Below are 26,777 nucleotides of genomic sequence, written 5' to 3'. Positions count from 1 at the left end.
CTTAGTGTTTCGGGTCAAGAATGTCCCGAAGACCTTCTCCAAGCAGGTTATAACCCAATACAGTTATAAATATCGCAATACCGGGGAAAAATGAAAGCCACCATGCAAACATGATATTATCTTTACCGGCGGTGAGTATATTACCCCATGAAGGTGTTGGCGGCTGAACGCCAAGCCCAAGAAAACTCAGTGATGATTCTGTGAGAATTGCACCGGCAACACCCAGAGTTGCAGTGACAAATATTGGAGTTATGACGTTCGGCAGGATGTGCTTGCTCATTATCAGCCATACAGGAAGCCCCTGCACACGGGCTGAGACGATGTAATCCCTTGTCTTAACACTTAGCACCTCAGCACGAACAAGCCTCGTAACACCCATCCAGCCAGTCAGACCTATGATGGCCATAACGTTAAACATGGATGGGCTCAGAAAAGCGATAACAGCAAGAATCAGAAAAAAAGCCGGAAAACAGAGCATTATATCAACGAACCGCATGATAATTGCATCAGCAAAACCGCCAAAGTACCCTGCAACCAGACCAAGCAAAACACCGATAGCAAGGGATATCCCTACAGCTACAAAGCCGACGAACAAAGATATACGGCTCCCGTAAACCACACGGCTATAGACATCACGCCCCAAGTCATCTGTCCCGAAGTAGTGCTCTGCTGAGGGGGGCAGAAAAACTGAGTCAAAGTCTATGTGAGTAGGGTCGTATGTTGCGATGTAAGGTGCAAATATCGCCACCAGAAAGAAGATAACGACTATAACCATACCTGAATAAAATAGGATATTTCCGTTAACCTTACTAAAAATTTTACTTCTTACCATATCTGATCCTCGGGTCTACCATGCCGTAGCTTATGTCTGCGACAAGATTGCCTATAAGGGTCAATACTGCACCAAGCACCAGAACCCCCATAACAACAGGATAGTCTCTGGACATAACAGACTGATAAAACAGTTGCCCCATGCCTGGAATACTGAAGATAGATTCGAATATAACACTTCCGCCTATAAGTCCTGGTATTGAAAGCCCCAGTATAGTAACAACCGGCAGCATGGCATTTTTTAGTGCGTGTTTGAAGATAACTTTACCTTCTGTAATGCCTCTGGCGCGTGCACTAATAATATATTCCTCGCCAAGCACCTCCATCATAGAGTTGCGTGCGAAACGGGAAAGCCCTGCAAGACCGCCGAAAACAGATAAAACAACAGGAAGAAAAGCATGATGAAGGACATCCCATACCTTTCCCATCGTCGAAAATTGCTCATAGTTATATGATTTCAGTCCGGATATAGGAAGCCATCCTTTTACTACGCCAAAGTAGTACATACAGATGAGAGCCAGCCAGAATGTTGGCACGGCAAACCCTGCAAATACAAAGACAGTTACAGACTTATCAAAGAATGTGTTATGCCAGTACGCAGAAAGCACTCCCAGCGGGAGAGCCACGATAAAGATGAGAACCAGCCCTGCAATGTTTAGATAGATAGTAACTGGCATCCGTTCGCCTACCTTATCCATTACCGACCTGCCGTCAGGGGCAAAAGACTCGCCGAAATCAAGTACAGCAACACGCTTAACCCAGTCTAGATATCTCACTGGCAGAGGCTTGTCCAGTCCGTACATCTTTTCAAATTTCTCATAGGCTGATTCAGAAAATTTTGGGTTCATGGACGAAAGGAATTGCGCCGGATCTCCCGGTGCCAGATGTATCACAGCAAAACATATAATTGTGATACCTATCAGCAGTGGTATCATTCCCGCAATTCTTCTCAGTATAAAAGCAAGCATAGCTTACCTTTCAAAATGATATTTCTGATTTCCCTTTTTCACCCACCATTTGTCCTGATTATGTGTCAGTCCGGCAGGTGCTGTATATACGTTCTCAAAGCGTTTGGAAATTGCTACAAGAGAATACGGTACATAAAGAAAAGTATACGGCTGATCTTCTGCAAGTATCTCCTGCGCTTTATGGTAATACTCTTTACGCTTTTCAGGGTCGAAGACTTTGCGCCCTTCGATAAGAAGCCTGTCCAGCTCTTCATTTTTATAGCAGATGAAATTCAGTTTACGCGCCCCGCAGTTGCCCGAATACCAGACATCGTAGAGGTCGGGGTCATTTGTTATATTCCATCCGAGAACAAGTGCGTCAAACTTCTGTTTATCAACATATTCATTGATAAATGTTGCCCACTCGAGAACTCTGATGCTAACCTTTATCCCTATTTTTTCCCAGCTCTGCTGAAGGGTTTCGCATATTTTAGTGCGGACAGAGTTACCCTGATTTGTTATCAGTTCGAACTCAAATCTTTTACCATCTTTATCCAGAAAACCGTCACTGTCGCTGTCTGTGTAACCAGCTTCGGCTAACAGTTCCAGTGCTTTTTCAGGGTTATAGTCATATTTTTTAACATTATCATTGTACCAGATAGTACCGGGCTTGTAGGGGCCGTGGGCAGGGATACCCAGATCAAAGAGAATACCTTTAATAATATCCGCTTTTGGTGTGGCATAAGTCAGAGCCTGCCGCACTCGCTTATCATCAAAAGGTTTTTTCAGTTCATTATACGCAACATATGTATACCCGAAACTCAGATAATCATACTTATCGTATTGTTCTGTAAATTGTTTATTAGCATCGGTCTGCCTGGTCCATTGAAGAGGTGTAAGACCTGTCATGTCTATTGCACCGTCTAAAAGTTCCAGAAACGTTGTGGCGCTGTCAGGGATAACACGCATAACAAAACGGTCAAGGTAAGGGCGTCCTTTGAAATAGTCTTCATTAGCTTCAAGCGTAATGGATTCTCCGGCTTTCCACTCTTTAAACTTATATGGACCTGTTCCGACAGGTTCTCTGAGAAGGGGGGACTTTGTAACATCAACACCTTCGAGCAGATGCTTCGGAAGAACCGGCATACTCCAGCTTATCAGAGCAGGAGCATAAGCTTCGCCGTACTCAATTCTGACAGTATACTTGTCTAATACCTCAAAGCTTTTGACCAGACGGAAATCCGCATCGTATGATGTCGGTGTCTTATCATCTATCATAAACTTATAGGTAAACTCGACATCGTCCGCAGTGAAAGGCTCGCCATCATGCCAGCGTACATCTTTCCGCAGATGAAAGACTATCGTTTTGCCTTCGTCTGTTATATCCCAGCTTTCAGCAAGATCCCCTACGATATTAATGTCTTTGTCATATTCCACAAGCCCGTTGTATATCTTAGATGCGATATCATGGGAAGCGGAATCTGATGTAATGTTATATATCAGCCCGGTGGCGTCACCGAGGCTGGACGAAATAAAGGCGTCTCCGTTGACAGGATTGTCGCCAGACACCTTTTCTGATTTTATTTTTGAATCAGCCTTGGCACCTTCCGCTCCTTTGTCTGCATTGTTGCCACAAGCAACGACAGCAAACATAAGCATGAAAATGAGAAGTCTATTTATCACTTTGACTCCGCAGGCGCAGCAGGTATTTCAACTGGTGCAGGTACTGTCTGCTGTGCAGGGACATTAAACTGATCAACAACGCTATTAGTCGTTTTCTGTGTAGAAAGTACCGCAAGGAGCAGTGAGGTCACCATGAAAAGTATTGCAACCACAGTTGTGATCCTGTTCATAATATTGACAGGTGCTCCCGGTCCGAAAACATCCCCCTGTCCGCCGCCGAAAGCAGCACCAAGGGATGACCCTTTACCAGCCTGTAAAAGAACTGCCAGAATGAGAAGGAAGCACACAAAAAGGTGCAGTGCAAGAATTATCGTATACATTCAAAATCTCCGTTTATCCGTTAAAATTTACCAGCTTTGCAAATGAAGTTGCATCAAGGCTGGCTCCGCCAACAAGGGCGCCATCTATATTTTCGCGCATCATGAGAGCCGAAACATTATCCGGTTTCACGCTGCCTCCGTATAGTATTCTGATCTTTTCAGCGACAACAGGCCCGTACATCTTAGAAAGCTGCGTACGGATTTTCCCGTGGATATCTTCGGCATCAGCAGGGGTTGCGGTCTTACCAGTACCGATAGCCCAGACCGGTTCATAGGCGAGGGTAACACGGTTTATTCTGTCCATGCCAATATCCTTAAGCCCCATTCCCACCTGATAGACAACGCGATCCGCAGCAACGCCGCTCTCCCGTTCATCAAGTGTTTCGCCTACACAGAGGATAACATCAAGGTTATTGCGAAGAGCTGTTTTAACTTTTTGGTTAATAAGCTCGTCCCCCTCTGCAAATATCATCCGCCTCTCAGAGTGCCCGAGTATCGTACTATCTGCTCCAGCGGCAAACACCATAGCAGCACTTACATCTCCTGTAAACGCACCCTTTTCTTCTGCGGAAATATTCTGCGCAGCGACCGAAATAGGATATCCCATCTGTTTGATGGTCTGGCTCACTTTATACAGAGAACTGAAGTCAGGCGCAACACCAACATCTACTTTTGTATAATCTATTTTAACTGACAATATAGAACTTATAAGATCGCTGGATCCATGCATATCCAGATTCATCTTCCAGTTGCCGTAGATGTATGGCTTTCTCATATCAGTATCACTCCTCTTCTTTGCCTGTTACAATTGTCTTCGCACTGTTACCGCCCATGGAGCAGTTACCGTTAAAAACAACACCTTCTTCCACTTTGAAAATCGGAGTATTGATTGTCCCTGTAACATAGGCAGGCTTATAAAGCTCGACCTTTTCTTTTGCACTGATGACACCATCGAATCTGCCGGAAATCTTCACATCTCCTGCTTCAATCTCTGCCTTAACATTACCTGAACCGGCAATAACAAGGGTGTCTGGTGTTTTTATATTCCCTTCGAAGTTCCCATCTATTCTGACAAGCCCATCAAAAATAAGAGTACCGTTAAAGCTGGTATTCTTCCCGAGGAAAGCGTCTATGCTGTTGTTATCTTTACCCTTCATCTATTCCCCTCTGATTGTTTTTATGATTCTGTCCAGATCGTCATCGCTGGAGTATCTGATATTTATCGTACCGCCCTTTTTACCGGGTTTAATCTCTATTTTTGTACGGAAAAACTCTTCCATCTCTGCTTTCAGACTCATAACGAAGATATTCTCGTCCTCTTCCTTATGCATGATCTGCTCACGTTCTTTTTTTGAAACGAGCTTTTCGACATCACGGACAGAGAGGCTATTGTCTATTATTTTAAAAAGAATTTCAACCGCCTTCTTTTCGTCCAGTCCGATAAGAGCCCTTGCGTGCCCTTCGCTTATCAGCCCCTCTTCGAGAGCCATGATAACTTTTTCAGGCAGTCCCAGCAGCCTTATAGTGTTCGCAACAGCAGAGCGGCTTTTCCCCACAACATCAGCCACATCTTCCTGACGGTAATCATGTGTATCCATCAGATTCTTATATGCTCTGGCAAGCTCCAGAGGCCCCAGATCCTCACGCTGAATATTTTCTATCAGTGCAAGCTCAAGCTTCTCTGTCTCGTGGGTTAGGACACGAACTACAGCAGGAACCCTGCGAAGTCCTGCAAGCCCTGCGGCACGCCATCGTCTTTCACCGGCGATAATAATGTATTCGCCCTCTTCCTCACCCGCAGCAAGGACAAGAGGCTGTATCACCCCATTCCTTCTTATGGAATCCGTTAGTTCAGAAAGAGCCTCTTCATCAAAGACCTTTCTGGGCTGCTCAGGGTTCGGTTTAATATCTGCAATATCTATCTCGTTTATAATTGTACGAGTAGATTCTGCTTTAGGGATAAGACTTTCCAGCCCTTTACCCAATGGATTTTTTTTCATGGAAGCCTCGCAAGCATCTCTTTTGCAAGCTCAATATAGCTCGCAGCGCCTTTGGATTTAATATCATATTCTATGATGGACTGACCAAAGCTGGGAGCTTCGCTCAAACGGACATTTCGGGGAATTATTGTATTAAAAATACTGTCGTGCAGATATTCCTCAACCTGTTTCTGAACCTCTTTCGAGAGGTTGTTACGCGGATCAAACATAGTGAGGAGTATCCCCTCCAGCTCGAGATCCTCGTTCAGACTTTCTCTGATAAGGCGAATGGTATTCAGGAGCTGCCCGAGCCCCTCCATAGCGTAATATTCGCACTGGAGCGGAATCAAAACGGAGTCGGCGGCGGTCAAAGAGTTTATAGTAAGTAGCCCGAGCGAAGGCGGACAGTCTATCATTATAAAATTATATTCGTCCCTGACACAGGCAAGAGCCTTCTTAAGTTTGGTCTCACGGGACATCTCGGTGACAAGCTCAACCTCGGCTGCGGACAGATTAATATTACCGGGTATAATGTCAAGATTTTCGATCTTCGTAGGGCGTATGGTAGATTTAGTCTCGGCACGTCCTATAAGTACATCATAAATAGACGCACTTTCATCGGAAAGCACAACACCAAGCCCGCTTGTGGCGTTCCCCTGTGGATCCATATCCACAACCAGCACTTTTGCATCGGCAAATCCGAGTGCAGAGCTTAGATTGATAGCCGTTGTGGTTTTGCCTACACCACCCTTCTGGTTCGCTATTGCTATTATTTTTCCCATAGAGTCCTCAGATTAATAAATAAATAGCTAAAAATCAATAAAGGTTTATTAAAGCCTTCATTTATTTATAAGTTTTAATTTTATCATACAGCACACTTGCGAAAAAACATACAGCGGAAACAGATATAATACTTGCGCCGGATGTAAGGTTAAACGTGTATGAAAGCAGAAGTCCTGCCAGAGAGAATATCAGCGAATACACTGTGGAGTAAACCATCATCCCCTTAAGCGAGGACGAACGCCGCTCTGCCATATAAGGGGGAATTGTCAGCATAGAAATAATAAGTATCAGCCCCACCACACGTATAAGCAGCACAACAGCCAGAGCAGACATGATCAGCATTGAAATATATATCAGCTCCGACCGCACCCCCATACTGGAGGCAAACTCACTGTCAAAGCTCACCGCATGTATCTGCCTGTAAAAACTGATAACATAGACTAATATAACACAGTCGAGAACAGCCATATATAAAAGATCCGCCTTCGGAACAGATAAAATACTGCCGAAGAGATAACTCATAAGATCAACATTATACCCAGGGGTTAAATCAAGCAGTATTATCCCCACTGCCATACCAAATGCCCACATAGCACCGATGACAGTATCCGCACGATGCTTGGCATGCATAGTTATCAAAGCCATAACCACAGCGGAGGCAACAGCAAATATTCCGGCACCCAGCAGAGGTGATATCCCCAGAAAAAATGCCAGTCCTATCCCGCCGTATGCTGTGTGTGCTATACCGCCGGAAATAAATACTATTCTGTTAACAACAACAAGGGATCCGATTACGCCACAAGCCACAGAGGCGAGAACACTCGCCATAACCGCATTCTGCATAAATCCGTATGAGAGTATATCCATCATCAGTGCTTATGCTCCTTAAGCACCCTGTGCGGGTGACCATGCGCCACAAGCTCCACAGGACAGCCTTCCACGGCGCCATAAGACTCGTATATCATGTCTTCTGTAAGCTCTGCCTCATCGTGCTTATGCACACTGCCGCTCACACATGCCACGGATGTTGCGTATTTAGGGATTATTGTAAGATCGTGGCTGATTACCACAACTGTCATATTTTTATTCAGTTCGCCAAGCAGATCAAATATTTTTGTCTGCCCTTTCATATCAACATTAGACGCAGGCTCATCCAGAAAGATTATCTCAGGCTCTATGGCAAGGGCTCTCGCCATCAATGCACGCTGACGCTGACCGCCTGAAAGATCATCCATACGCTTCTCCGCAGCAGACAGCAAAGACATATCATCAAGAATCCTGTCAACTATCGCCCTGTCCTCGGATTTCGACGTACCTTTCTTAGCGAGGGCACGCCCCATCATTGCCACCTCACGAACAGTAACAGGAAATCCCCGCCCGGCTGAAACATCCTGCGGGACATAGCCTATGTTTCTGCTGTGCCCCGGTTTCTTACCGAAAACTGAGACATTGCCGCTGTCAGGTTTAAGTATACCCAGAAGTATTTTAACAAGGGTGCTCTTCCCCCCGCCGTTAGGACCTATCACAGCAAGAAATTCTCTCCTGTGTATGGACAGATTAACGTCCCTGAGGACATTTACCTGTCCGTAAGAAAAATTGAGGTTTTCAACTGTTACAATCTTTTCTTCGCTGAACAAAGTGCTGTCTCCTGCTGAAATCAATATGTGCTACTTTACTGCACTTCAATAATGCACACAACATCAAATTTCATCAGCAGTTAATGTCCGGACACCGCCGCTGAAGGCTCACCTGAAATGACTTTTTTTTTGCCGGCATGATTTTTCTTCTGAAAATACAGCATCTTGCCATAGTCTGCTTCATGGGTAAAATTGAACATTCCGCACGCAAAATAGTATAAAAGGTCTTTCCACCACTCTTTCATAAACTCCCTGTCACCAAGGAACATACGGATAACTCTGAATGGATTGCGAAAGAACTCTGCCAGCGGTCCTGTCTGATTAGAAGGGTCACGAAAACATTCCCAGTCACAAAGCCTGCATTCAGGCTTGTGTTTAATCTTTCTGCTATCAAGGTCTTCATACGCCCCCATATCGCACGCCGCACGGAAACCGCAGGGGAAGGCGTGTCCGGTGGAGCTCTCCACAAAAAAGTAATCTATACCGCCGTAACAGGCGAATCCGGCATCTTTCTCACCACCGTAGTGCCTCACCAGCATAATAAGCGAGCTTCTGGGGGTAAAGATACGGATGCGCCCCCGGTATTCGGGGAGGGTGTCATACATCGCTTTGAAAAGGTAGTGCTTCTCTGTGTCATTATAACTCACAATATCGTCAACTGATTCCGCCTTATAAACTGCGTCCCCCTGCATACTCATAGGATAACAGGCGTTTGCAATAGTGAAACCAAGCCCGATCGCAAACTCATAAAAACGCCGGAAACCTTCGACATAAGCATCATAAAATGCTTTTTTTTCTGTATCGGAGCTGTGGGACGTAACGCTCATCTTACCTTTCACAATAGTTCTGTTGATCCCCAGATTTGCAGATGGATATACCCCCTCTTCACGAAAAACAAGCAACGCCGTACGGATACCGTCGATAACACCATCCAGCCCTCTATTCTTCTCATGTTCCATAATGTCCCACGTATCGAGGCTTATCCAGAATGTATAAAGACCGCTCTTTTTCAGCTCTTTTGCGAATTTACGCATTTTATCCACAAAGCCTGGTTTGCCGCTGTTTCGAAATATAAATCCGTTTGTGCCTGTGCGTATATAAGGGATACCCTTTCTGTGTCCATATTTTATACATGCAAAAAGATCATCCTGAAAAAGAAACGGCTCCCCTCCGGTGAACGAAAGCGCCTTGACACCGTTCTTTGAGGCTCTGTCGATCATGCGCTTCATCCCATCAACATCAAGCCTTGTCCTTTTAAAATCCTCCTGCTTACGCATCCCGCACTGCGGACAGGTTGCATTGCAGAAATCAGTAGTCTGTATGATAAGCTGGCCAGGTGTCCGCCCCCGCATGACAGAAGGAAGGTTCACCACGGCTTCTTTGATAAATGCCAGTCCCATATAATCACACCGCCATTTTCGGGCTGACGGGCAGTTCGGTATCTTCGGGATCTGCCCTTTCTGTAAAAAGATCCTCAAGCACTATATCCCAGTTAAAGTTGGCAAGCACACGCTCACGGGCATTGTTTTTAAATCCGGCGAAGGTCTCTCTGTCCGTATTGTACAGGTTTATCATGTATTCCAGCTTTTCAGACCAGTCCTGAAAATCATCCGCCTTAGCCACAAAGCCTGTGACCTTGTCTCTTATGATCTCTTTCGGTCCGCCCATGTTAGACACTATCGCAGGGAGACCACAGGCCTGCGACTCAAGCACAACCATACCGAAAGTATCCGTGTTGCTGGGGAAGATGAACATATCCGACTCACCATAAACATCAGGCATTCTGCTGTGATCAAGCTCGCCGCGAACATCTATATTGCTGCGGTCTTTTGCCCACTCCTCAACAACTTCGCTGTAAGGACCGTGCCCTGCAATGATGAGATTAATGTCATGTTTCTGCTCCATCTCATCAAAAAGCCGCATAAGGAAGTCAAAATTCTTGTCCCTCGAAACACGCCCGCCATAGCATAAAGTAAAAGCTCTCCCGTCTTTTCCGGCAACCGGCCTGAAAAGTTCTGCGTCTATCCCCCTGCGGAACACACTCATTTTACTTCTGCTGATGCCTCTGTTCTCAAGATAGCTGATATACTGCTCAGATGTAGTTTTGAGCTCTGTAACAGAATCGAAAAACCACCTCGTATACCATTCCACAAGGTTAGTCAGGGAGTCGTTGCCTGCGATCTCTTTAACCTCTCCGGTAAAGTCTGTATGGTATATACCTGTGCTCTTGACAGAGAGCAGTCTGCTGGCAAGAAGCCCCACAAGCCCGACAGGCCCCGGGGTAGAGATGTAGACCTCATCCGGCTCAAAGTCATATATATCTTCCAGTGCAGCGATAACTGACGGTATTTTCACAGACAGCTTTTCATAATAAGGAAGCTTGAACGAAGTGACAGGCTTAAGGTTCATCAGGTTTGGAGGGACTCTGTGGTCAAGCTCTTCCGGCAGAAGGGACGAAACAAGCTTAAGGTCGTACCCTTTGCTTTCCGCCAGCTTCCCTATTGTGCGGAGAGTCACAGACACTCCGTTAAGGTCATTTATCGTATCGGTAAACCACAGAATGCGTTTCCGCCTCGGTCTGGACGAATAGCTGTACTTATCATCCAGTTCGTTAAGGAGTGCCCTGTCTTTATAAATCTGATTAAACGAGCTGAAAAACGGTATGGAAACGAACATCCCCGGCAGGGCGGTAGTTACACTGCGATAAAGATCGTCCATGCTGATACTATCTATATCTTTAGCCAGATTCGATGCCATCATACGGAAATACTCGTCTGCTATGTCTGATGACTTACGATAGACAAGGTTCAGCTTGTGCTCTATATGGTCAAATGTTTCCGAACTCATCTCGTCAATCAGATCAGCCAGCATCATATTTATCTTATTCCCGCGGCTGCTGCTCTTCATTTTGAACCCTTTCATCTTTATTCGCTCGATCAGCCCCGGTTTTTCCTGTTCAAATATATATTTTGTTATCTTGCTGAAAAGTCCTCCGGCAAAATGGACACTCTTCTTCGTGCGGGAAAAATCATAGGCTATCTTATAAACAGTGAATGCGAGGGAGTGAAAATCGGAATAACGCCCTGCGTGCCGGCACTCTTTATTCTTTATCCGCTCAAGATATTCCTGCGGGCTGTCCGCTCGGGTGAGAGTATAAGTTTTACCGAGGAAAAGCCCGGCATGGTCGTCTGAGCCCGCCGTAAAGCCTTTTACCCATGGATTATCACTGAACGGCTCGATTCGGTATCTGCTGTATAAATTTTCCAGTGTGAGCGGAGTGAGGTTTTCCAGTGTGCGCACCCATGTTGTATTGTGCAGTTTGCCACGTCCCCCGTTTATCCCTTCAAAAACGTCAAACAGCAGCATAAGTTTTTCAAGATGATGGATCTGAAGTCTTCCGTTTACGCTGAATGTTGCGTGTGCCACTGAGTGGGCAAGTCCGTTTGCCTTTATATAGTCACGGAAATCATAAATGTTACGTCTCAGCCTTTGAAGCTCTGCAAACTGCTCCGGCGTGTGTCCGTAGCACAGGATATGTACTTTGCACCCATCCTCCGGGAAGTATACGGTAAACTCTGTCCCTGTAAATGTGTCATGAGGATATTTCTGTGTGAGATACCATGAAGCTTCCATATTATTATGATCAGTGATAGTGACGAAATCCATTCCTCTGCTTTTGGCTGTGTTGTATATAAAGTCCGGCTCCGTATAGGACTCCGCAGCCCCTATCCTCTGAAGGAACCATTCCGATGGATGTTTGGAAAACTTTGAGTGGCAGTGCATGTCTGCTTGAGCCATCTTGCTACCTCGCTTGTTTTGTTTGTTTCACTTGTTCATAATATTTTTTATCTCCTCTATCTATAAGACCGCCTTGTTATCGTTACTTCTTAAAACTGTCAAACTATTGTCATATAACCCTTCTGTCTCATGTTTATCTGAAATTTATTTAACAAAATCCCGACTGTTGCCTGACATCCGCCCCTTATATTTTATAAAGGAACATTTATTACGAGGTAAATATGGCAGCAGTCAGAAAGAAACTGGTTCCGAAAAAGGTTAAAAGAGCGGCAAAAGCTCTCAGCAATATTTCAAAAACATATCGTTTCAGAATCAGAACGTATCGTCCCCATATCAATATTTTTGTTGAAAACAGCCGTTATATCATCAAGACAGTTGAAAACGGTGCCGAGCTCATGGATGTACTCAAACTCCGCTACGAGGTTTTCTACAGCGAATATGTGGGTGAAATTACTGATGACGGAGTTGCTGGAATAGATGTCGACAAGTTTGATATATTATTTGATCACCTTGCTATAATAGATAAAAAAACAGGTAAACCTGTCGGGACATACAGACTCAACTGCACCAGATTTAATGACAAATTTTACTCCGGCAAAGAATTCAAGATGAAGAGTATCAAGGAACTCACAGGGCATAAGATTGAGCTCGGCAGAGCATGCGTGCATCCGGAATTTCGCAACGGAGCTACAATATCAGCACTGTGGAAGGGGCTAGGAGCATACATGAAGGCGACAGACTCCAGATATATGTTCGGGTGTTCCTCAATACATGCAGAAGATACTTTTCAGGTTGCGCTCATACACCACTGGCTTAAGCCTCACATGGACAAAGACCACAGTCAGATCCAGCCCAAAAGAAAATTCGCCGACAACAGACTGACATCAGTTCTTGAAAAAACATCCGAAGACCGGTTTGCCCCTTTTCGTGAAGCGGCTGTCAATCTTGTCCCCCCTCTCCTTCTCTCTTATCTGAAAGCAGGCGGAACAGTATGCGGTATCCCTGCCCAGGACAAAGCTTTCAGATGCTACGACTACCTGACTCTGATAGACAGGGAAAAGATGGACAAGGGGTTTATAAGAAAATTCATAGGTGAATGATGCTGAGATTTATCAAGCTGACATCAACTGTTTTCCTTTTTATGGTCTTTATAGCCGGTGCACTTATACTGCGCTTTTACGCTGTCTCTGATGTGAATAAAAGGCGGGTAGGGGCGTGGTTTGTTACCAAAATGAGCAGGCTCGGGTTAAAGGTTTTCGGCATAAATATCACCTCGCTTGGAGATGAATTTCTAGAACCGGCAGGCAGAATCATCATCTCAAACCACATGTCTTATCTTGATATAATAATATACGCTTCGATCAGACCTTCCGTCTTTGTTTCTTCTGTGGAAATACAGCAGACGCCATTTCTCGGTTTCCTCGCCAAACTTGGCGGCACATTCTTTGTAGAACGCAGAAACCCAAAGCTGGTGAAGCTGGAAGTCGGCAATATGGCTGAACTTGTTAAAGAGGGTTTTAATGTTGTTCTCTTCCCTGAGGGGACATCAACGGACGGTTCGCAGATACTCCCCTTCCGCTCTTCACTTCTCGCTGCGGCATCAGCAGCAAAAGTTGACGTGGTCCCCGCATGTATACGCTACGACGAAATTGACAGTTTTCCATTTTCATCAGAAAACTGCGACAAAGTGTGCTGGTACGGAGACATGAGCTTTGCCCCTCACCTCTGGAATTTTCTCAAAGTAACCGAAGTCAAAACCAAAATAACTTTCTTTGCTCCGATGGATTCATCAAAATCAGACCGGAAACAGATCACACAGGTAGCCCACCAGCTCATCTCACAGGAATATTTCAGCGCCGCCTAGGTCATTTTGAGAAACTTCAAAGCATAAAAGACTTTTTTTAAACCCGCCTATTGTATACAATGATAGAAACGACTCAGGAGAACAAATCATGACAGACCAAACTATTGTTGTCCACCTTAGCTCCGACGACCCATACAAAGCAGGCAAGGCTATAAGGTTTGCCAAGAGATCACTTGATCATGCCGAACAATCTGTCATATATCTCTCAGCTCAGGGCGTAAAGGTTGTCCAGAGGTCTTCAGGCGGATTCACGATCCCGGGGACAGAAACAAACTCATTAGACGCTATAAGGGAGTTCCTTAAAGACGGCGGACAGATTTATGCCGGCAAAGACTGCCTGAAAATTTTCCAGATTCAGCCTACAGACATCATTGCAGGGTGCGAACAGGCAGACCCCGCTATCACCTTTAAGTACCTTATGGCTGAAAATACAAAAATGATATCCTGGTAAAATGCCCCCTAGAAAAACTAATTCAACAAGAAAAACAACATCAAGAAAACCTGCGGCAAAGAAAACAACTGCCAGAAAACCGGCAGCCAAAAAAAATACACGCAGAAATTATAAAAGGAAACAGCCCGACAGAAAGCTCCCCCTTACCACTCTGCTGGCGCTGATCCCCTTGCTCCTGCTGGCGGCTTTTATCGTACTCAGATTCTCCGGCGGGCCCCCCCCCCCTGCTCCAAAACCGATAGTTCAGAAAGAAACGGTCACACGTACTGTAGTAAAAGAAGTTGAGACAAAGACAGTCATGGACACAGTAAAGCTCTTCATGTTTGAGCACTCCATTAAAAATGACAAACTTACTGTCTCCGGAAACGATATCAAAATTGAAGCACCCTCTTCAAGATCAGCGGAAAAACTGACAGAATATCTTAAGAAATATCTAAGTAAAAACAAGATAACAGTGGATGGTAAAAACATTCTCACAGCAGAGGACAGCCACGGGATTTATAATATATCTTTCAGCTACCCTAGACCTGTAACGACCGTACAGAAACGAAAACCCGCAGCACCTTCAAAACCTGAGCCGGTGATCCCTCCTGCTAAAAAGACATTCAAAGCAAAGCTCGCTGTTGTAATAGACGACTGCGGATACAGCATGTCACTGGCTAAACAGCTAGCGGCTCTGCAATATCCGGCGACTTTTGCTGTAATCCCGTTTACCCCCTATGGGAAAGAGACTGCTCTCCTCGCCCGAAAAGCAGGCAAGCCCGTATTTCTGCACTTCCCTATGCAGCCCCGCTCATACCCTAAGTTTGATCCGGGCAAAGGAGCGTTGTTCCTTAACATGCCGGAGACAGTCATCGCTGCCGTCACAAAGGCAAACTTTGACTACTTTCCGATAAAACTGGATGGCGCAAACAATCACACAGGGTCAGCCTTTACAGAGAGCAGGGAAAAGATGGAACAGGCGCTGAAAGAGATCAGTAAGTATACTCCTGGGTTTCTGGACAGTCATACATCACGGGCGACTGTCGCATATGACGTGTGTAAAGAAACAACCCTGAAATGCGGAAGAAATGATATTTTCCTTGATAATGAAGAGCCGGGTCTGGTTACAAAGTCGGCTAAAAGGAATCATGTGCATGATGTGCTGATGCAGGCAGCCAAAAAAGCTTTGGCAAACGGAAGCGCCATCGCAATAGGTCACCTCAGAAAGGATACGATATCTGTTCTGGAAAACAGTTTCAGGCAGATAGAAGAGATGGGAGTGGAGATAGTTCCGGTTACCAGCCTGATGAACTAATCAGCTTTACCCCTGCATTTAGAACAGGTTCCGTAGAGATTCATGGAGTGGTCCATAAGCTCATAACCATATTTTTCTGCAACAGCCTGCTGAAGCTTTTCTATATCTTCATCAAAAAATTCCACATTTTCACCACACTGAACGCACACCAGATGATCATGGTGGGTATTATCAGTATCTGGTTCGTAACGAATTGAGCCTTCACCAAAATTCAGTTCTCTCGCAATGCCCGCTTCTGTAAGCAGTTTCAGAGTACGATACACAGTGGCGTGCCCGATGCTTTTATCGGTTTTCTTCAGCTGCTCATAAAGCTGTTCCGCTGTGACATGTTTTTTTTGCCTGCACAATGTTTTGAGAATAAGTTCTCTTTGTGATGTCATACGCAGGTTCTGCTTGGCAAGATATTCGGTAAATATTTTTTGTGTATCTTTCTCTTTCACGTTAATGCTCCCGAAACGAACTGTAAAGGCTGGTTGATAATAGCTTTTAACTTTTCGTTTTTCCAGAATAATTTTGTCACCATATTATAGTATACATATATATCAAAAACACTTCAAGAAATATGAGCAACATTACCAGTTATATACAATCTGACCCCGGCTATGTTCATTTTTTTTAGAAAAAAGTCACTTTTGATATTGATACTGTTTATCAATAAGCATATACTAGCTTAAATGGATGGTAAACATATGCACAATATATGCTGTGAAGCGCCTGCTGCAGTTAAAGAAAACGTAATGCCTCTCTCAATGCTCGAACCAGGCAGCAGGGGTATTGTCAAAAATTTTGTCATGAACTGCGAAGACCACGAGTCATGCCGTTTTGTACGCCGTCTTAAAGAGATAGGTCTCTTTCACGGAGCACGCTTTGAAGTTCTGAAAAATGACGGTACAGGTCAGCTTTCTGTGTCATGTGAGGGGACAACTCTCGCCCTCGGCAGAGGTATGGCAGACAAGATCAATGTTGAAGTTCTTAACGGTTCTGTAATGTCCGGTAATGTATTTGGAAAATTCTGCAGAAGGTTCGGCATTAAGTGCCGCCCATAAGCCTTTACTATCTTCCCGCCTTATAATATTATCCCTGTATGAAAAATATTTTTATCGTGTGCATTGGCGCACTATTATCATCTGTACTTCTAACGGCAGCATCACCCGGTCATGATATCTGGTATGTAGCATACTTTGCTCTGATCCCTATGCTTCTGGCTATAACGTATTCTAAAAGAGGCTTTCTTACTGCGTGGCTGTTCGGCACAGCGTATTTCATTATGAACATACACTGGGTTGTCAATGCAGTGTCGGAATTCGGCAATGCCCCACTTCTTGTGGGCTGGGTTGTTGCAGTGCTTTTTTCTGCACTGCTGGGGCTGTTCTGGGGTGTTTTTGGTTGGCTGTACATAAAAAAACGGGGGGCTAACCTCCTGCTTGCCTGTGTAATCGTTGCGCTGGAAGTGGCAAAGTCAACGATCTTTACCGGCTTTCCCATGCTTAACCTTTCACATACCCAATACTCTTTCCTCCCCGCCATACAAATTGCAGAAATAACCGGAGCTTTCGGTGTATCATTAATAATTTCCTATATGAATGTATCACTTGCATCAGCAGTAACAGATAAAAACAGGCAATCTGTAATATTTGCCATAATCTTTACTTTGGCTTCACTTATATATGGATATACTGTGCAAAATAGAGATTATGCAGGCAGCAACCTGAAAGTCAGGGTTATACAGCCCGCATACTCTCAGGCGGAAAAGTGGATCCCCGAAAAGAAATATGATCATATGGCTGTCGTAAACGGTCTGCTGAGGCAGCCGCAGACGGAAAAGCTTGACATGATCTTACTGCCGGAAACTGTTTATCCTGCTTTCCTCAACGAAAGCTTCGCAGGATATCAGATGCTCGACATAGCAGGGGAGCAAACCCCTGTAATAGCAGGCGGTATGAGATTCACAGAAAAGGATGAAAAACGCTCATACAAAAACAGCGTGTTCTTCTTCGATAAAAACAATGTGAGCGTATACGACAAACTTCACCTTGTACCTTTCGGGGAGTATTTTCCTCTGAAAACACTTTTCAAGCCAATTGACTTTTACTTTTTTCAGGGAGCGGAAGATTTCACTCCCGGCAGTGAGCCGACTGTCTTTGTTGCTGACAAATTCACAGCGGCTCCTATGATATGCTACGAAAGCATGTACAGCCATCTGGTGCGTGACCAGGTGATGCTGGGTGCGGATATTATAACAGTGGTCACTAATGACAGCTGGTTCGGAGATACTACCGGACCATATCAGCACCTTGCGGCTGATGTTATGCGTGCTGTGGAATTTCGCAAGCCTCTTCTCAGAGCGGCTCAATCAGGAATTTCCGCATGTATTGACCCTTCCGGAAAAATAAACGGGATGATCCCTCTCGGAGTAAAAAACAGCCTTGACTGTAATGTCACAACTCATAAAGGCTTAACACTTTTTGCAACCGGAGGATACGGCTGGCTGGCTGTTTTTCTCTTTGCTGCATGGTATTTTAGCAGACGTAAAAATCCTTAAAGAAATTCTTATTGAATAATTCTGGATTTGCATATATTTAAGTAGTAAATCAAGCTGTCTCAGGATAGCTTACGGAGGTTACCATGTTTGGTCTTGGATCACAGGAAATCATCATTATTCTTCTTATAGCTGTTGTACTCTTCGGTGCAGGCAAACTCCCGCAGATTGGCGAGGGAATGGGCAAAGCTATCAAGAACTTTAAAAAAGCGGCAAAAGACGCAGAAGAAGCAGTAGACATCACACCGGAAGAAGATAAGAAAAAACTCACAGAGAGCGAAGAAAACAATAAAGAGGCGTAAGCCTGATATGGACGGCGGCGGATACGCCCCTGCGGGGCATTATATACAACAGATACATCCCGCTGTCAGACTGGTTATCTTCCTGGCTGTAATACAGGGAGCTGCGGTCTCCGCCGATTTCATCTCTTATTTGTTTTTTACTTTTTTATTTTTTGGGATTGCTGCCCTGACTAAAGCTGATACAAAGCAGATTATAAAGAAAGTTAAACCTTTTGCGCTTATACTTATATCAACTTTTCTCATAAACCTTATTTTTGGCGGCGGGGTGGAACTTTCTATCAGTCTCACTTACAGGTTTGCACTGATAATTATGTTCTCAATACTCCTGACTCTGACAACAGACCCGAAAACACTGGTGGCGGTAATAATGTACCCTTTTCGGGGGAAACATGCCATTAACCTGAAAACTGTCCTCATGGTTGCTATGGAATTCATACCTGTCTTCATTGCCCAGTCACGAGACACAGCCAGACACATTAAAAATATGCCTGAGTACAGAAACATGCCGTTCAAAGCCCTGCTGAAACCTGAACTATACATAAAACCCGTGGCAGAAGGGGTCACACATCAATCTGCTGTTGTTGCCGATGATGTACTTGCCGGCAAATACGACACTCCCCCACTCCCCCGCATCAGAACCGCCGAAGGGCTGGCAGCGCTTTTATCTGTCGCTTGCGTGATAGTCTATGCTGTATAATAAAAAGCTAATAGTAGAATACGTCGGCACAGACTTTGCCGGATGGCAGGTTCAGCCGAACGGACGCACCGTACAGGAAGAACTCCATAAGGCACTGAGCAAAATGTATAAAACCAAAGTTACAGTGATAGGCTCCGGCAGAACAGATTCCGGTGTGCACGCACTGGGACAGGTCGCAAACTTCAGAACCGAAAGATATATCCCCCCTGAAAATGTCCACATGGGACTTAACAGTATGCTGCCGGAAGATATTTCTATCAGTTCTGTTGAAGACGTCCCTGAAGATTTTCACGCCCAGCTTAACGCTGTCAGCAAAACTTACCTGTACAGGATTTTTCCTTCGAGGGTGCGTTCTGCAATGCTTGCGGGGCGGACATGGTGGGTTAAAGACGAGCTTAACTATAAAAGGATGTGTGAACTGCTGAAATATTTCGAAGGCGAACACGACTTCACTTCATTCTGCGTACAAACGAGCCTGCGTGAGAACAATGTCAGAAGAATCAACAACATAAGATGCTACAGGGAAGACAAGGTTATCTGCATAGAGATAAACGGTAACGGGTTTCTGCACAACATGGTAAGAATAATAGCCGGAACAGTGGTGGAAGCTTTGCGTAAGGGTTACGGAGATGAGTACATAAAAGAGGCCATCGAAGGGAGAGACCGGTCAAAAGCGGGCCCCACAGCACACGCCGCAGGGCTTTACCTAAAAAAAGTTTATTATTAAACGGCATTTCAAGTCTCACGGAGATGCACAACTGTCGTCAAGCTCTCACCTGCCTGAAACAGATCAAGCCGTCTGTGTTTTATGTTTAGCCTTCGCAGGGTTTAATGAATATCTTGGTTTCTACCTCAAGATACCTTGTATACCAAGCTGCAAAGTTGTCTTCATACCAGCTTTTATCAGCATCGGAGAGCCGGGCATAAAGCTTGTCGTGCTCTTCCTGTTTCAGCGCAAGCTCTTCTCTTTCGTCAAGTGTAAGCTGTTCATAAACATCTTTCATGGGGAGTATTTCCTTTCGCATTTCAAGAGCTTTCTCTTTCATATCAGCCTCCTCTCGGTTTTATGAACATCTTTGTTTCCATGTCCATAAATTTGTCATACCAGACTGCAAATCCATCATAGAGCCAATTCTTGTCGTCTTCGTTAAGGGCGGATTTTATATTTTCAAAATCTTTGTCCAGCTCTGCAAGCTCAGCCTCTTCTTCGCAGGTGAGCTCATCGCATATGTCTGCCAGATAAATCTTTCTCTTGAGCATTGCCAGTGCTTTGTCTCTCATAAAACCAACCTCAGCCTGATAATAGGATTATAATTATCTTCTTAAATAATGTCAACATGCAGTGGATAATTTTTTTCTGTAATGCATAAAACAACACCTCTGACAAAAGCTGCTTATGCCTTATTACGGATAGAATCTCACCCTAATAAACTGCACCTTTAGTTATAGACATAAACTAAATCTAATATAATTATCGAATCGATGTGACATTAAACTTTTTTCGCTGGAGAGCAACTGTACTGCTTGCCAGTGGGTGATTTCTTTGATATCTTATCGTTCATGAAAGAACTAGATACTCACAGAATAAATATCGATACCATCGACAAAGAGATACTGGAACTCCTCAACAAGCGTGCAAAAGAGGCTATGTCCATCGGCGAAATAAAAAAAGCCGAAGGTGCTCCTCTTTATGTGCCATCCAGAGAGAAAAAGATATTCGAAAGACTTACAAGCATAAATAGCGGTCCCTTCCCAAATGATGCACTTAAGGCTGTCTTTCGCGAAATAATATCCGCCTCCCTCTCTCTTGAGGAAGTGCAAAAGGTCGGCTACCTCGGTCCTGAGGGAACCTTCACAAACCTAGCAGCGTTGAAACAATTCGGACTTTCCGCAGAGCTTGTGCCTGTGCGTACTATTCCAGAAGTTTTCGATAATGTGGAAAGGGGTCGCATGGGGTTTGGGATAGTCCCTGTGGAGAACTCGCTGGAAGGGGTGGTAAACCACACGCTGGACACCTTTGTAACCAGCCACCTAAAAATAAGCGGTGAGATATTCCTTGAAGTCACACATAACCTGATGAACAGATCCGGCGACATTGGGGATATCAAACACATATACTCCCATATTCAGGCCATTGGTCAGTGTCGGAAATGGCTTGCAGAAAACTGCCCGAACATCCCTGTCCAAGAGGTTGAATCCACTGCAAAAGCAGCAGAGATGGCATCCCGTGACGATTCTACGGCAGCTATCGCAAGCGAAATGGCAGTGCTTAAATACTCGCTGCGCTTTGTGGAAAGAAGCATAGAGGACAACTCCAGCAATTACACACGTTTCCTTATTATAGGAGACTTTGAACCTCTTCCCACCGGCAACGACAAAACATCTATAGTATTTGCTGCCGCCCATAAAGCCGGCTCTCTTTACGAAGTTCTTTCTATATTTGCCAGAAAAAATATTAATATGACTAAAATAGAATCCCGTCCATCACGTCAAAAAGCGTGGGAATACGTGTTTTTCGTTGATCTGGACGGACATAAAGACGACGAACCGATTGCAGAAGCCCTGAACGAACTGATAGAGCATACTGCATTTGTTAAAGTTCTCGGTTCATATCCTAAGGGGGAAAAATGATAGATTACTCTAAACTCGCAGGTCAAAGTATTTCAGCGTTGACACCTTACAAACCAGGTAAACCGGTAAAAGAGCTGGAACGTGAACTGGGAGTTACGAACTCTGTAAAACTCGCATCCAACGAAAACCCTCTCGGCTGTTCGCCAAAGGTTATCGCAGCGCTTAACGAATTTATGCCGGAGATATCCAGATACCCTCTGGGTGACGCATTTTATCTTCGTAAAGCTGTTTCCGAGCACTACGGCATATCCGGCGACAGACTCCTTTTCGGCACAGGCTCTAACGAAATAATAGAACTTGCTATACGCACATTTCTAGCAGAAGACGAATGTGTTCTCAGCCCTTCGCCATCTTTCTCTGTCTATGGGATAATATCCCAGGCAGCGGGTAAATCCTGCAAATGGGTTCCTGTTAATGATGCATTCAAATGCGACTTTGAGGCTCTGGCTAACGCCATAACTGATAAAACACGCATGGTATTCCTCGCTAATCCTAACAACCCCACAGGCGAATATTTCACTGCGGAAGAGCTTGAGGCATTTATGCAGAAAGTTCCTGAGGATGTAATAGTTGTCATGGATGAGGCATATATCGAATACGCCGATGCACCTGATTTCCCTGACACTCTGAAGATGCTGGACAAATATAAAAACATGTTCCTCATGAGAACATTCTCCAAAGCATACGGGCTGGCAGCTCTGCGTGCAGGGTTTGTAATAGCCTGTGAAGAGGCTATCGACATGATGAACCGTGTTCGCCAGCCTTTTAATACTAATATGGCTGCGCAGGTCGCTGCCGAAGCTGCTATAAAAGACCAAACTCACCTGAAAGCTGTTCTTGCAGAAAACCAGAGAGGAAAAGAATTCCTCTACAGCGAATTCGAAAAGCTCGGTCTTAAGTATGTGCCTACTCAGGCAAATTTCATCCTTGTTAATGTCGGCAACGGCGAAAAGGTATTTGACAACCTTCTTAAACAGGGAGTAATTGTACGTTTCTTCGGCTCAGGACTCGCTGAGTGGATCCGTGTTTCAATCGGAACAATGGAAGAGAACGCAATATTTATTGAAAAACTGAAAGAAGTCCTCTAAGGGCATCAGAATCCTGCTTTTTCAGGCGGGCAATTTAAGGATCACTAAATGATTATTGTATTTAAAAAAGGTACAGAGAAAGAAAATATCGCAAACGTCCAGAAAAAACTGGAGAGCTATGGTTTTAAAGTACACCTGTCTGAGGGTGTGGAAACAACTATCATGGGCGCTATCGGTGACGAATCAACTCTGCGAGACAAGCCACTATCATCTTTCCCCGGCGTGGAAAAGGTCGTCCCTATCGTCAAACCTTATAAGCTCGTGAGTAAAGACTTCCGCAAGGAAGACACAGTAATAGATGTCAAAGGCATCAAACTGGGCGGTGGTAACGTTGTAGTAATGGCTGGTCCGTGCTCTGTTGAAGGTCGGGACATGTTATTTGAAATAGCAGGGCGTGCCAGCAAAGCGGGAGCAAAGATACTCCGCGGCGGAGCTTTCAAACCTAGAACATCTCCATACGCCTTTCAGGGACTCGGAGAAGAAGGGCTTAAATATCTGCGTGAGGCTGCTGATGCTCACGGAATGCTCGTCATAACTGAGCTTATGGATCCGAGAGACATAGACCTTATATGTAAATACACCGACATTATACAGATAGGTGCAAGAAACATGCAGAACTTCAGACTTCTGCGTGATCTTGGCGAACTCAGAAAACCTGTCATGCTGAAACGCGGACTCTGCGCCACAATGAAAGAACTGCTTATGGCTGCTGAGTATGTGGCAGCAGGCGGAAATAACGAAATTATACTTTGTGAAAGGGGTATCAGAACATTCGAGACAGAGACAAGAAACACTCTCGACCTGTCCGCCATACCTGTTCTGAAAAGCCTGACCCACCTCCCAGTAGTTGCAGACCCAAGCCACGGCACAGGACGCAGAGACTGTATTCTGCCGATGTCACAGGCGGCTGTTGCCGCTGGCGCTGACGGTATTATCGTAGAAGTACACAACTGCCCCGAAGAGGCTATGAGTGACGGTGATCAGTCCATACTTCCTGATGATTTCGACATCCTTATGAAGCGTATAGACATTATCGCACAAACCATAGGTAAGACTCTGAACAAATGATGTTCAAACATATAGCATTTGCAGGGCTGGGACTGATAGGCGGTTCACTCGCCCTCTCTTTCGCCGAAAGAGGCGTCAAGCTCTCTGCATATGACCTGAATACTGACACTCTCGCAAAGGCTGTTAAAACCGGGCTTTTCGAATATGCCACAGACGATATAGACGAGCTCTTGTCTCTGGATTTCGACCTGCTATACATATGCCTGCCTGTTAGGTCGGCATGTGAGTTTATAACAGAACTTGGCAGAAGAAAGTTCACAAAGCCCGTTACCGATGCCAGCAGCACCAAAGCTGATGTCGCAGGTGCAGCAAAACAGGCGGGAATAACCTTCTGCGGAGGTCACCCGATCGCAGGCAAAGAGGTGTCTGGTTTTACTAACGCAGAAGCCGGACTTTTCAAAGGTGCATACCACATATTAACACCTCTTTCACCGGAGTTCGACACGCAGGCTCTGCGGGAACTTCATGAAGCTGCCGGAATGAAAGTAACCATAATGGAACCGGAACAACACGACAGAACATTTGGTCTGGTGAGCCATCTGCCTCACATAACAGCCTTCGCTATGGTTCAGACAGTCTCCGCTGTAGACATAGACGCTCTCAACTATACCGGCGCTGGTTTTAAGGATTTCTCACGGATAGCCGCAAGCGACCCGAGGATGTGGACAGACATCTTTCTTGAAAACGACAAAAACATGATCGATCTCATAGACAGCTACATTGCAGAGATGGAACGCTGGAAAAATGCCATACAGAACTCGGACGAAAAAGCAATGTACCAGATGATAGAGCATGCAGCAGAACTCAGGAGAAGACTTTCATGAAGAAATTTAAAAAAGTTAAAAGCATAAAGGGGACTGTCAGAGTCCCTTCTGATAAATCCATCAGTCACAGATCGTTCATGCTCCTCTCCATGGCAAAAGGGCGTGGGCGCGTCATAGATCCGCTTCTTTCAGCAGACACGAAAGCAACAATGGCTGCCATGCGGGCTGTCGGAGTTCAGTTCGAAGAGACTGTTAATGGTTTCGTAATTACATCAGACGGATATCAGAATTTCAAAGAACCGTCAGATGTTATCGACTGTATGAACTCCGGTACCTCAGCGAGACTCCTCACTGGTGTTTTCGCCCCTACTAATAAATATTACGTGCTCACCGGAGACAACTCTATGCGTAAACGCCCCATGGACAGGGTCATACTCCCCCTGACAGAGATGGGTGCGAAATTTGCGGCCAGAGACAACGGGAGCAAACTCCCCCTCACTATCCTCCCGTCTGTAACAAACCCTGTTGAACTTACAGCCTCAACAAAAAGTGCACAGGTAAAAAGTGCAATCCTGCTTGCTGGTGTGCAGACAGAAGGGGTTACAACATATACGGAGAAGGCTGTCACCAGAAACCATACAGAAATAATGCTCTCTGCACTCGGTGCAAATCTTACTGTTGATGGTCTTAAGATATCTGTTGAAGGGGCTGCTGACCTTCGCAGCATTGATGTCGTCGTTCCTGGAGATTTTTCATCCGCTGCTTTTTTCCTAGGTGGAACTTTAATGTTCGACAACTCTGAGCTGATACTTGAAAATGTCGGTCTTAACCCTACAAGGAGCGGGATGCTGAATGTTCTCACACAAATGGGTGTAAAATACGAAATAGACAGTGAACGTGGCGGGGCAGAGAAACTCGGCGATATCTGCATCAAATCCCAGTCCTTTGAAGGATGCACCATAGACGGCGACATAGTCGCAAATATGATAGACGAACTGCCTATGGTGGCAACGCTCGGACTGTTCGCTAACTCTCCGGTTACGATAAGAAATGCAAAAGAACTCCGCGTTAAGGAGTCAGACAGGATAGAGGCAACATTATACAACCTTCGCCAGCTTGGCGCAGAGGTTGAAGAATACGAAGACGGCATGAAAGTTTACCCTATCAAATCAGTAAATGACAAAGCAGAGCTTAAGGCTTTCGATGACCACAGAATGGCTATGATAGCAATCATGCTTGCGAAAAGATTTGGCGGGAACATCACTGTTGACGATATGCAGTGTGTGGATGTATCATTCCCGACCTTCATAGAAACATTTGAAAGCCTGGAGCAGTAAATGATAATCGCAGTGGACGGCCCCGCAGGAAGCGGAAAAAGCACAGTCAGCAAAGAAGTAGCCAAAAGACTCGGCATTACTTTCCTTGATTCCGGTGCTCTCTACAGAACCTGTGCATACATAAAACTGACACATAAGATGTCAGATGAAGAGCTGATCCGAACTGTGCGCAATGCGAAAATGGCGTTCAGCAAAGACGGCTCCCTTAACCTCACCATAAATGACAAAACAGAAAATGTAAGCGGAAAGATCCGTACACCGCAGGTTGCGGAAGCTGTAAGCAGCGTCGCCGCCATGCCGGAGATAAGAGAAGCCGTCACAAACCAGCTCCGGCAAATGTCAGAAACAGATTCCGTTATTATGGACGGCAGAGACATAGGAACCTGCGTCTTTCCCAATGCTGATTATAAATTTTACCTCTCTGCTTCTTCTCTCGAACGTGCAAAACGCAGGATGAAAGATTATGAAGCGCAAGGTATCGAAATGAGCATAAATGAACTTGTGCGTGAAATAGACGAAAGAGACCGCAAGGACTCCGAAAGAGAGCACGCACCCCTCAAAAAAGCTGACGATGCCATTGAAATCGACACAACCCACTTGACAATAGAAGAAGTTATATCAATAATAGCCGCTAAGACAACTAACTGATTTGTTCTAACCGCTCAGGTTCTGATTGCTTTAAGTTACAGCAGTGCTGTTTTATGCTCTGCGGAAACTTTATGCCTGAACGCAGGTGAATAGTCCTGCCTGAAGAGGGGCGG

30 protein-coding genes are annotated in these 26,777 nt (G+C 45.1%); 15 read left to right on the top strand and 15 right to left on the bottom strand.

The window, feature by feature from the left end; translation table 11 throughout:
• Position 1: 1 nt before the first annotated feature.
• From DACET_RS15050 to DACET_RS14995, 12 genes are all read right to left on the bottom strand, one after another.
• The gene (locus DACET_RS15050) at positions 2 to 832 is read right to left on the bottom strand and encodes an ABC transporter permease (RefSeq protein WP_013012217.1); all 831 of its coding nucleotides are present in this window, start codon (positions 830 to 832) and stop codon (positions 2 to 4) included.
• The gene (locus tag DACET_RS15045; RefSeq protein WP_013012216.1) at positions 819 to 1,799 is read right to left on the bottom strand and encodes an ABC transporter permease; all 981 of its coding nucleotides are present in this window, start codon (positions 1,797 to 1,799) and stop codon (positions 819 to 821) included. The genes DACET_RS15050 and DACET_RS15045 overlap by 14 nt, the downstream gene beginning before the upstream one ends.
• A 3-nt stretch (positions 1,800 to 1,802) precedes the next feature.
• On the bottom strand, positions 1,803 to 3,461 hold the full coding sequence (locus DACET_RS15040) for a peptide-binding protein (protein ID WP_013012215.1): 1,659 nt from the start codon (positions 3,459 to 3,461) through the stop codon (positions 1,803 to 1,805).
• The gene (gene secG, locus DACET_RS15035) at positions 3,458 to 3,781 is read right to left on the bottom strand and encodes a preprotein translocase subunit SecG (RefSeq protein WP_013012214.1); all 324 of its coding nucleotides are present in this window, start codon (positions 3,779 to 3,781) and stop codon (positions 3,458 to 3,460) included. The genes DACET_RS15040 and secG overlap by 4 nt, the downstream gene beginning before the upstream one ends.
• 13 nt (positions 3,782 to 3,794) lie before the next feature.
• The gene (tpiA, locus tag DACET_RS15030) at positions 3,795 to 4,556 is read right to left on the bottom strand and encodes a triose-phosphate isomerase (protein WP_013012213.1); all 762 of its coding nucleotides are present in this window, start codon (positions 4,554 to 4,556) and stop codon (positions 3,795 to 3,797) included.
• Between the two features lie 7 nt (positions 4,557 to 4,563).
• Positions 4,564 to 4,938, bottom strand: coding sequence for a bactofilin family protein (locus tag DACET_RS15025; protein WP_013012212.1), 375 nt, complete (start codon positions 4,936 to 4,938; stop codon positions 4,564 to 4,566).
• Positions 4,939 to 5,781, bottom strand: coding sequence for a ParB/RepB/Spo0J family partition protein (locus DACET_RS15020; protein WP_013012211.1), 843 nt, complete (start codon positions 5,779 to 5,781; stop codon positions 4,939 to 4,941).
• Positions 5,778 to 6,542: a ParA family protein gene (locus tag DACET_RS15015; RefSeq protein WP_013012210.1), complete on the bottom strand. Its 765-nt coding sequence runs from the start codon at positions 6,540 to 6,542 to the stop codon at positions 5,778 to 5,780. Before DACET_RS15015 ends, DACET_RS15020 begins: the two co-directional genes overlap by 4 nt.
• Before the next feature lie 61 nt (positions 6,543 to 6,603).
• Positions 6,604 to 7,413, bottom strand: a complete 810-nt coding sequence (locus tag DACET_RS15010; RefSeq protein WP_013012209.1) for a metal ABC transporter permease — start codon at positions 7,411 to 7,413, stop codon at positions 6,604 to 6,606.
• The gene (locus DACET_RS15005; protein WP_013012208.1) at positions 7,413 to 8,180 is read right to left on the bottom strand and encodes a metal ABC transporter ATP-binding protein; all 768 of its coding nucleotides are present in this window, start codon (positions 8,178 to 8,180) and stop codon (positions 7,413 to 7,415) included. Before DACET_RS15005 ends, DACET_RS15010 begins: the two co-directional genes overlap by 1 nt.
• A gap of 80 nt (positions 8,181 to 8,260) precedes the next feature.
• On the bottom strand, positions 8,261 to 9,580 hold the full coding sequence (locus tag DACET_RS15000; RefSeq protein ID WP_013012207.1) for a radical SAM protein: 1,320 nt from the start codon (positions 9,578 to 9,580) through the stop codon (positions 8,261 to 8,263).
• Positions 9,581 to 9,584: 4 nt separating this feature from the next.
• Positions 9,585 to 11,978 carry a glycosyltransferase gene (locus DACET_RS14995; protein ID WP_013012206.1) on the bottom strand — a complete coding sequence of 798 codons (2,394 nt, stop codon included), beginning with the start codon at positions 11,976 to 11,978 and terminating at the stop codon, positions 9,585 to 9,587.
• Positions 11,979 to 12,199: 221 nt separating this feature from the next.
• Between DACET_RS14995 and DACET_RS14990 the strand changes: the two genes are divergently transcribed.
• From DACET_RS14990 to DACET_RS15845, 4 genes are all read left to right on the top strand, one after another.
• Complete coding sequence (locus DACET_RS14990; protein ID WP_013012205.1) at positions 12,200 to 13,078, top strand: GNAT family N-acetyltransferase; 879 nt, start codon at positions 12,200 to 12,202, stop codon at positions 13,076 to 13,078.
• Positions 13,075 to 13,842 carry a lysophospholipid acyltransferase family protein gene (locus DACET_RS14985; RefSeq protein ID WP_083772438.1) on the top strand — a complete coding sequence of 256 codons (768 nt, stop codon included), beginning with the start codon at positions 13,075 to 13,077 and terminating at the stop codon, positions 13,840 to 13,842. The genes DACET_RS14990 and DACET_RS14985 overlap by 4 nt, the downstream gene beginning before the upstream one ends.
• A gap of 88 nt (positions 13,843 to 13,930) precedes the next feature.
• Positions 13,931 to 14,293, top strand: a complete 363-nt coding sequence (locus DACET_RS14980; protein WP_013012203.1) for a DsrE family protein — start codon at positions 13,931 to 13,933, stop codon at positions 14,291 to 14,293.
• A gap of 1 nt (position 14,294) precedes the next feature.
• Complete coding sequence (locus DACET_RS15845; RefSeq protein WP_013012202.1) at positions 14,295 to 15,590, top strand: divergent polysaccharide deacetylase family protein; 1,296 nt, start codon at positions 14,295 to 14,297, stop codon at positions 15,588 to 15,590.
• Here DACET_RS15845 and DACET_RS14970 read toward each other — a convergent pair.
• Positions 15,587 to 16,030 (bottom strand): Fur family transcriptional regulator, encoded by a 444-nt coding sequence (locus DACET_RS14970; RefSeq protein WP_013012201.1) that lies wholly within the window; start codon positions 16,028 to 16,030, stop codon positions 15,587 to 15,589. The genes DACET_RS15845 and DACET_RS14970 overlap by 4 nt on opposite strands.
• Before the next feature lie 234 nt (positions 16,031 to 16,264).
• Here DACET_RS14970 and DACET_RS14965 point away from each other — a divergent pair, with 234 nt between their 5' ends.
• The 5 genes from DACET_RS14965 (at position 16,265) to truA (ending at position 19,855) form a co-directional block, all read left to right on the top strand.
• Entirely contained in the window at positions 16,265 to 16,636 is a 372-nt protein-coding gene (locus DACET_RS14965) for a FeoA family protein (protein ID WP_083772437.1), read from the top strand.
• Positions 16,637 to 16,674: 38 nt separating this feature from the next.
• Positions 16,675 to 18,132 carry an apolipoprotein N-acyltransferase gene (lnt, locus tag DACET_RS14960; RefSeq protein WP_013012199.1) on the top strand — a complete coding sequence of 486 codons (1,458 nt, stop codon included), beginning with the start codon at positions 16,675 to 16,677 and terminating at the stop codon, positions 18,130 to 18,132.
• Positions 18,133 to 18,215: 83 nt separating this feature from the next.
• The gene (tatA, locus tag DACET_RS14955) at positions 18,216 to 18,431 is read left to right on the top strand and encodes a twin-arginine translocase TatA/TatE family subunit (protein WP_013012198.1); all 216 of its coding nucleotides are present in this window, start codon (positions 18,216 to 18,218) and stop codon (positions 18,429 to 18,431) included.
• Positions 18,432 to 18,438: 7 nt separating this feature from the next.
• The gene (locus DACET_RS14950) at positions 18,439 to 19,128 is read left to right on the top strand and encodes an energy-coupling factor transporter transmembrane component T family protein (protein WP_013012197.1); all 690 of its coding nucleotides are present in this window, start codon (positions 18,439 to 18,441) and stop codon (positions 19,126 to 19,128) included.
• Positions 19,118 to 19,855: a tRNA pseudouridine(38-40) synthase TruA gene (truA, locus tag DACET_RS14945; protein WP_013012196.1), complete on the top strand. Its 738-nt coding sequence runs from the start codon at positions 19,118 to 19,120 to the stop codon at positions 19,853 to 19,855. The genes DACET_RS14950 and truA overlap by 11 nt, the downstream gene beginning before the upstream one ends.
• Positions 19,856 to 19,940: 85 nt before the next feature.
• Here the strand turns inward: truA and DACET_RS14940 are convergent, their stop codons facing one another.
• Complete coding sequence (locus DACET_RS14940) at positions 19,941 to 20,174, bottom strand: hypothetical protein (RefSeq protein ID WP_013012195.1); 234 nt, start codon at positions 20,172 to 20,174, stop codon at positions 19,941 to 19,943.
• 1 nt (position 20,175) lies between these two features.
• Positions 20,176 to 20,409 (bottom strand): hypothetical protein, encoded by a 234-nt coding sequence (locus DACET_RS14935; RefSeq protein ID WP_013012194.1) that lies wholly within the window; start codon positions 20,407 to 20,409, stop codon positions 20,176 to 20,178.
• A 279-nt stretch (positions 20,410 to 20,688) separates the two neighbouring features.
• Here DACET_RS14935 and pheA point away from each other — a divergent pair, with 279 nt between their 5' ends.
• Genes pheA through cmk form a run of 6 tightly spaced genes read left to right on the top strand, consistent with a single transcriptional unit; the run spans position 20,689 to position 26,664 of the window.
• Positions 20,689 to 21,759, top strand: a complete 1,071-nt coding sequence (gene pheA / locus DACET_RS14930; RefSeq protein WP_013012193.1) for a prephenate dehydratase — start codon at positions 20,689 to 20,691, stop codon at positions 21,757 to 21,759.
• Positions 21,756 to 22,847, top strand: a complete 1,092-nt coding sequence (gene hisC, locus DACET_RS14925) for a histidinol-phosphate transaminase (RefSeq protein WP_013012192.1) — start codon at positions 21,756 to 21,758, stop codon at positions 22,845 to 22,847. The genes pheA and hisC overlap by 4 nt, the downstream gene beginning before the upstream one ends.
• 48 nt (positions 22,848 to 22,895) lie before the next feature.
• Positions 22,896 to 23,915: a 3-deoxy-7-phosphoheptulonate synthase gene (aroF, locus tag DACET_RS14920; RefSeq protein ID WP_013012191.1), complete on the top strand. Its 1,020-nt coding sequence runs from the start codon at positions 22,896 to 22,898 to the stop codon at positions 23,913 to 23,915.
• Positions 23,912 to 24,739, top strand: coding sequence for a prephenate dehydrogenase (locus tag DACET_RS14915; protein ID WP_013012190.1), 828 nt, complete (start codon positions 23,912 to 23,914; stop codon positions 24,737 to 24,739). The genes aroF and DACET_RS14915 overlap by 4 nt, the downstream gene beginning before the upstream one ends.
• On the top strand, positions 24,736 to 26,016 hold the full coding sequence (aroA, locus tag DACET_RS14910) for a 3-phosphoshikimate 1-carboxyvinyltransferase (RefSeq protein WP_013012189.1): 1,281 nt from the start codon (positions 24,736 to 24,738) through the stop codon (positions 26,014 to 26,016). Before DACET_RS14915 ends, aroA begins: the two co-directional genes overlap by 4 nt.
• A complete protein-coding gene (gene cmk, locus DACET_RS14905; protein ID WP_013012188.1) occupies positions 26,017 to 26,664 on the top strand; it encodes a (d)CMP kinase in 648 nt (215 codons plus the stop codon).
• Positions 26,665 to 26,777: the final 113 nt, after the last annotated feature.

The sequence above is a fragment of the Denitrovibrio acetiphilus DSM 12809 genome (assembly GCF_000025725.1).
GTDB lineage: Bacteria > Chrysiogenota > Deferribacteres > Deferribacterales > Geovibrionaceae > Denitrovibrio > Denitrovibrio acetiphilus.
This window is presented reverse-complemented; position numbering and strand designations above follow the sequence as displayed.

What these genes read in the sequence shown, in the direction of transcription:
- DACET_RS15050 (WP_013012217.1), bottom strand. Translation starts at nt 832, where the DNA reads ATGGTAAGAAGTAAAATTTTTAGTAAGGTTAACGGAAATATCCTATTT.
- pheA (WP_013012193.1), top strand. Translation starts at nt 20,689, where the DNA reads ATGAAAGAACTAGATACTCACAGAATAAATATCGATACCATCGACAAA.
- DACET_RS14995 (WP_013012206.1), bottom strand. Translation starts at nt 11,978, where the DNA reads ATGGCTCAAGCAGACATGCACTGCCACTCAAAGTTTTCCAAACATCCA.
- DACET_RS15015 (WP_013012210.1), bottom strand. Translation starts at nt 6,542, where the DNA reads ATGGGAAAAATAATAGCAATAGCGAACCAGAAGGGTGGTGTAGGCAAA.
- cmk (WP_013012188.1), top strand. Translation starts at nt 26,017, where the DNA reads ATGATAATCGCAGTGGACGGCCCCGCAGGAAGCGGAAAAAGCACAGTC.
- DACET_RS15845 (WP_013012202.1), top strand. Translation starts at nt 14,295, where the DNA reads ATGCCCCCTAGAAAAACTAATTCAACAAGAAAAACAACATCAAGAAAA.
- truA (WP_013012196.1), top strand. Translation starts at nt 19,118, where the DNA reads ATGCTGTATAATAAAAAGCTAATAGTAGAATACGTCGGCACAGACTTT.
- hisC (WP_013012192.1), top strand. Translation starts at nt 21,756, where the DNA reads ATGATAGATTACTCTAAACTCGCAGGTCAAAGTATTTCAGCGTTGACA.
- DACET_RS14940 (WP_013012195.1), bottom strand. Translation starts at nt 20,174, where the DNA reads ATGAAAGAGAAAGCTCTTGAAATGCGAAAGGAAATACTCCCCATGAAA.
- DACET_RS15045 (WP_013012216.1), bottom strand. Translation starts at nt 1,799, where the DNA reads ATGCTTGCTTTTATACTGAGAAGAATTGCGGGAATGATACCACTGCTG.
- DACET_RS14990 (WP_013012205.1), top strand. Translation starts at nt 12,200, where the DNA reads ATGGCAGCAGTCAGAAAGAAACTGGTTCCGAAAAAGGTTAAAAGAGCG.
- DACET_RS14950 (WP_013012197.1), top strand. Translation starts at nt 18,439, where the DNA reads ATGGACGGCGGCGGATACGCCCCTGCGGGGCATTATATACAACAGATA.
- tatA (WP_013012198.1), top strand. Translation starts at nt 18,216, where the DNA reads ATGTTTGGTCTTGGATCACAGGAAATCATCATTATTCTTCTTATAGCT.
- lnt (WP_013012199.1), top strand. Translation starts at nt 16,675, where the DNA reads ATGAAAAATATTTTTATCGTGTGCATTGGCGCACTATTATCATCTGTA.
- DACET_RS14935 (WP_013012194.1), bottom strand. Translation starts at nt 20,409, where the DNA reads ATGAGAGACAAAGCACTGGCAATGCTCAAGAGAAAGATTTATCTGGCA.
- tpiA (WP_013012213.1), bottom strand. Translation starts at nt 4,556, where the DNA reads ATGAGAAAGCCATACATCTACGGCAACTGGAAGATGAATCTGGATATG.
- DACET_RS15020 (WP_013012211.1), bottom strand. Translation starts at nt 5,781, where the DNA reads ATGAAAAAAAATCCATTGGGTAAAGGGCTGGAAAGTCTTATCCCTAAA.
- secG (WP_013012214.1), bottom strand. Translation starts at nt 3,781, where the DNA reads ATGTATACGATAATTCTTGCACTGCACCTTTTTGTGTGCTTCCTTCTC.
- aroF (WP_013012191.1), top strand. Translation starts at nt 22,896, where the DNA reads ATGATTATTGTATTTAAAAAAGGTACAGAGAAAGAAAATATCGCAAAC.
- DACET_RS15000 (WP_013012207.1), bottom strand. Translation starts at nt 9,580, where the DNA reads ATGGGACTGGCATTTATCAAAGAAGCCGTGGTGAACCTTCCTTCTGTC.
- DACET_RS14980 (WP_013012203.1), top strand. Translation starts at nt 13,931, where the DNA reads ATGACAGACCAAACTATTGTTGTCCACCTTAGCTCCGACGACCCATAC.
- DACET_RS15010 (WP_013012209.1), bottom strand. Translation starts at nt 7,413, where the DNA reads ATGATGGATATACTCTCATACGGATTTATGCAGAATGCGGTTATGGCG.
- DACET_RS14985 (WP_083772438.1), top strand. Translation starts at nt 13,075, where the DNA reads ATGATGCTGAGATTTATCAAGCTGACATCAACTGTTTTCCTTTTTATG.
- DACET_RS14965 (WP_083772437.1), top strand. Translation starts at nt 16,265, where the DNA reads ATGGATGGTAAACATATGCACAATATATGCTGTGAAGCGCCTGCTGCA.
- aroA (WP_013012189.1), top strand. Translation starts at nt 24,736, where the DNA reads ATGAAGAAATTTAAAAAAGTTAAAAGCATAAAGGGGACTGTCAGAGTC.
- DACET_RS14915 (WP_013012190.1), top strand. Translation starts at nt 23,912, where the DNA reads ATGATGTTCAAACATATAGCATTTGCAGGGCTGGGACTGATAGGCGGT.
- DACET_RS15025 (WP_013012212.1), bottom strand. Translation starts at nt 4,938, where the DNA reads ATGAAGGGTAAAGATAACAACAGCATAGACGCTTTCCTCGGGAAGAAT.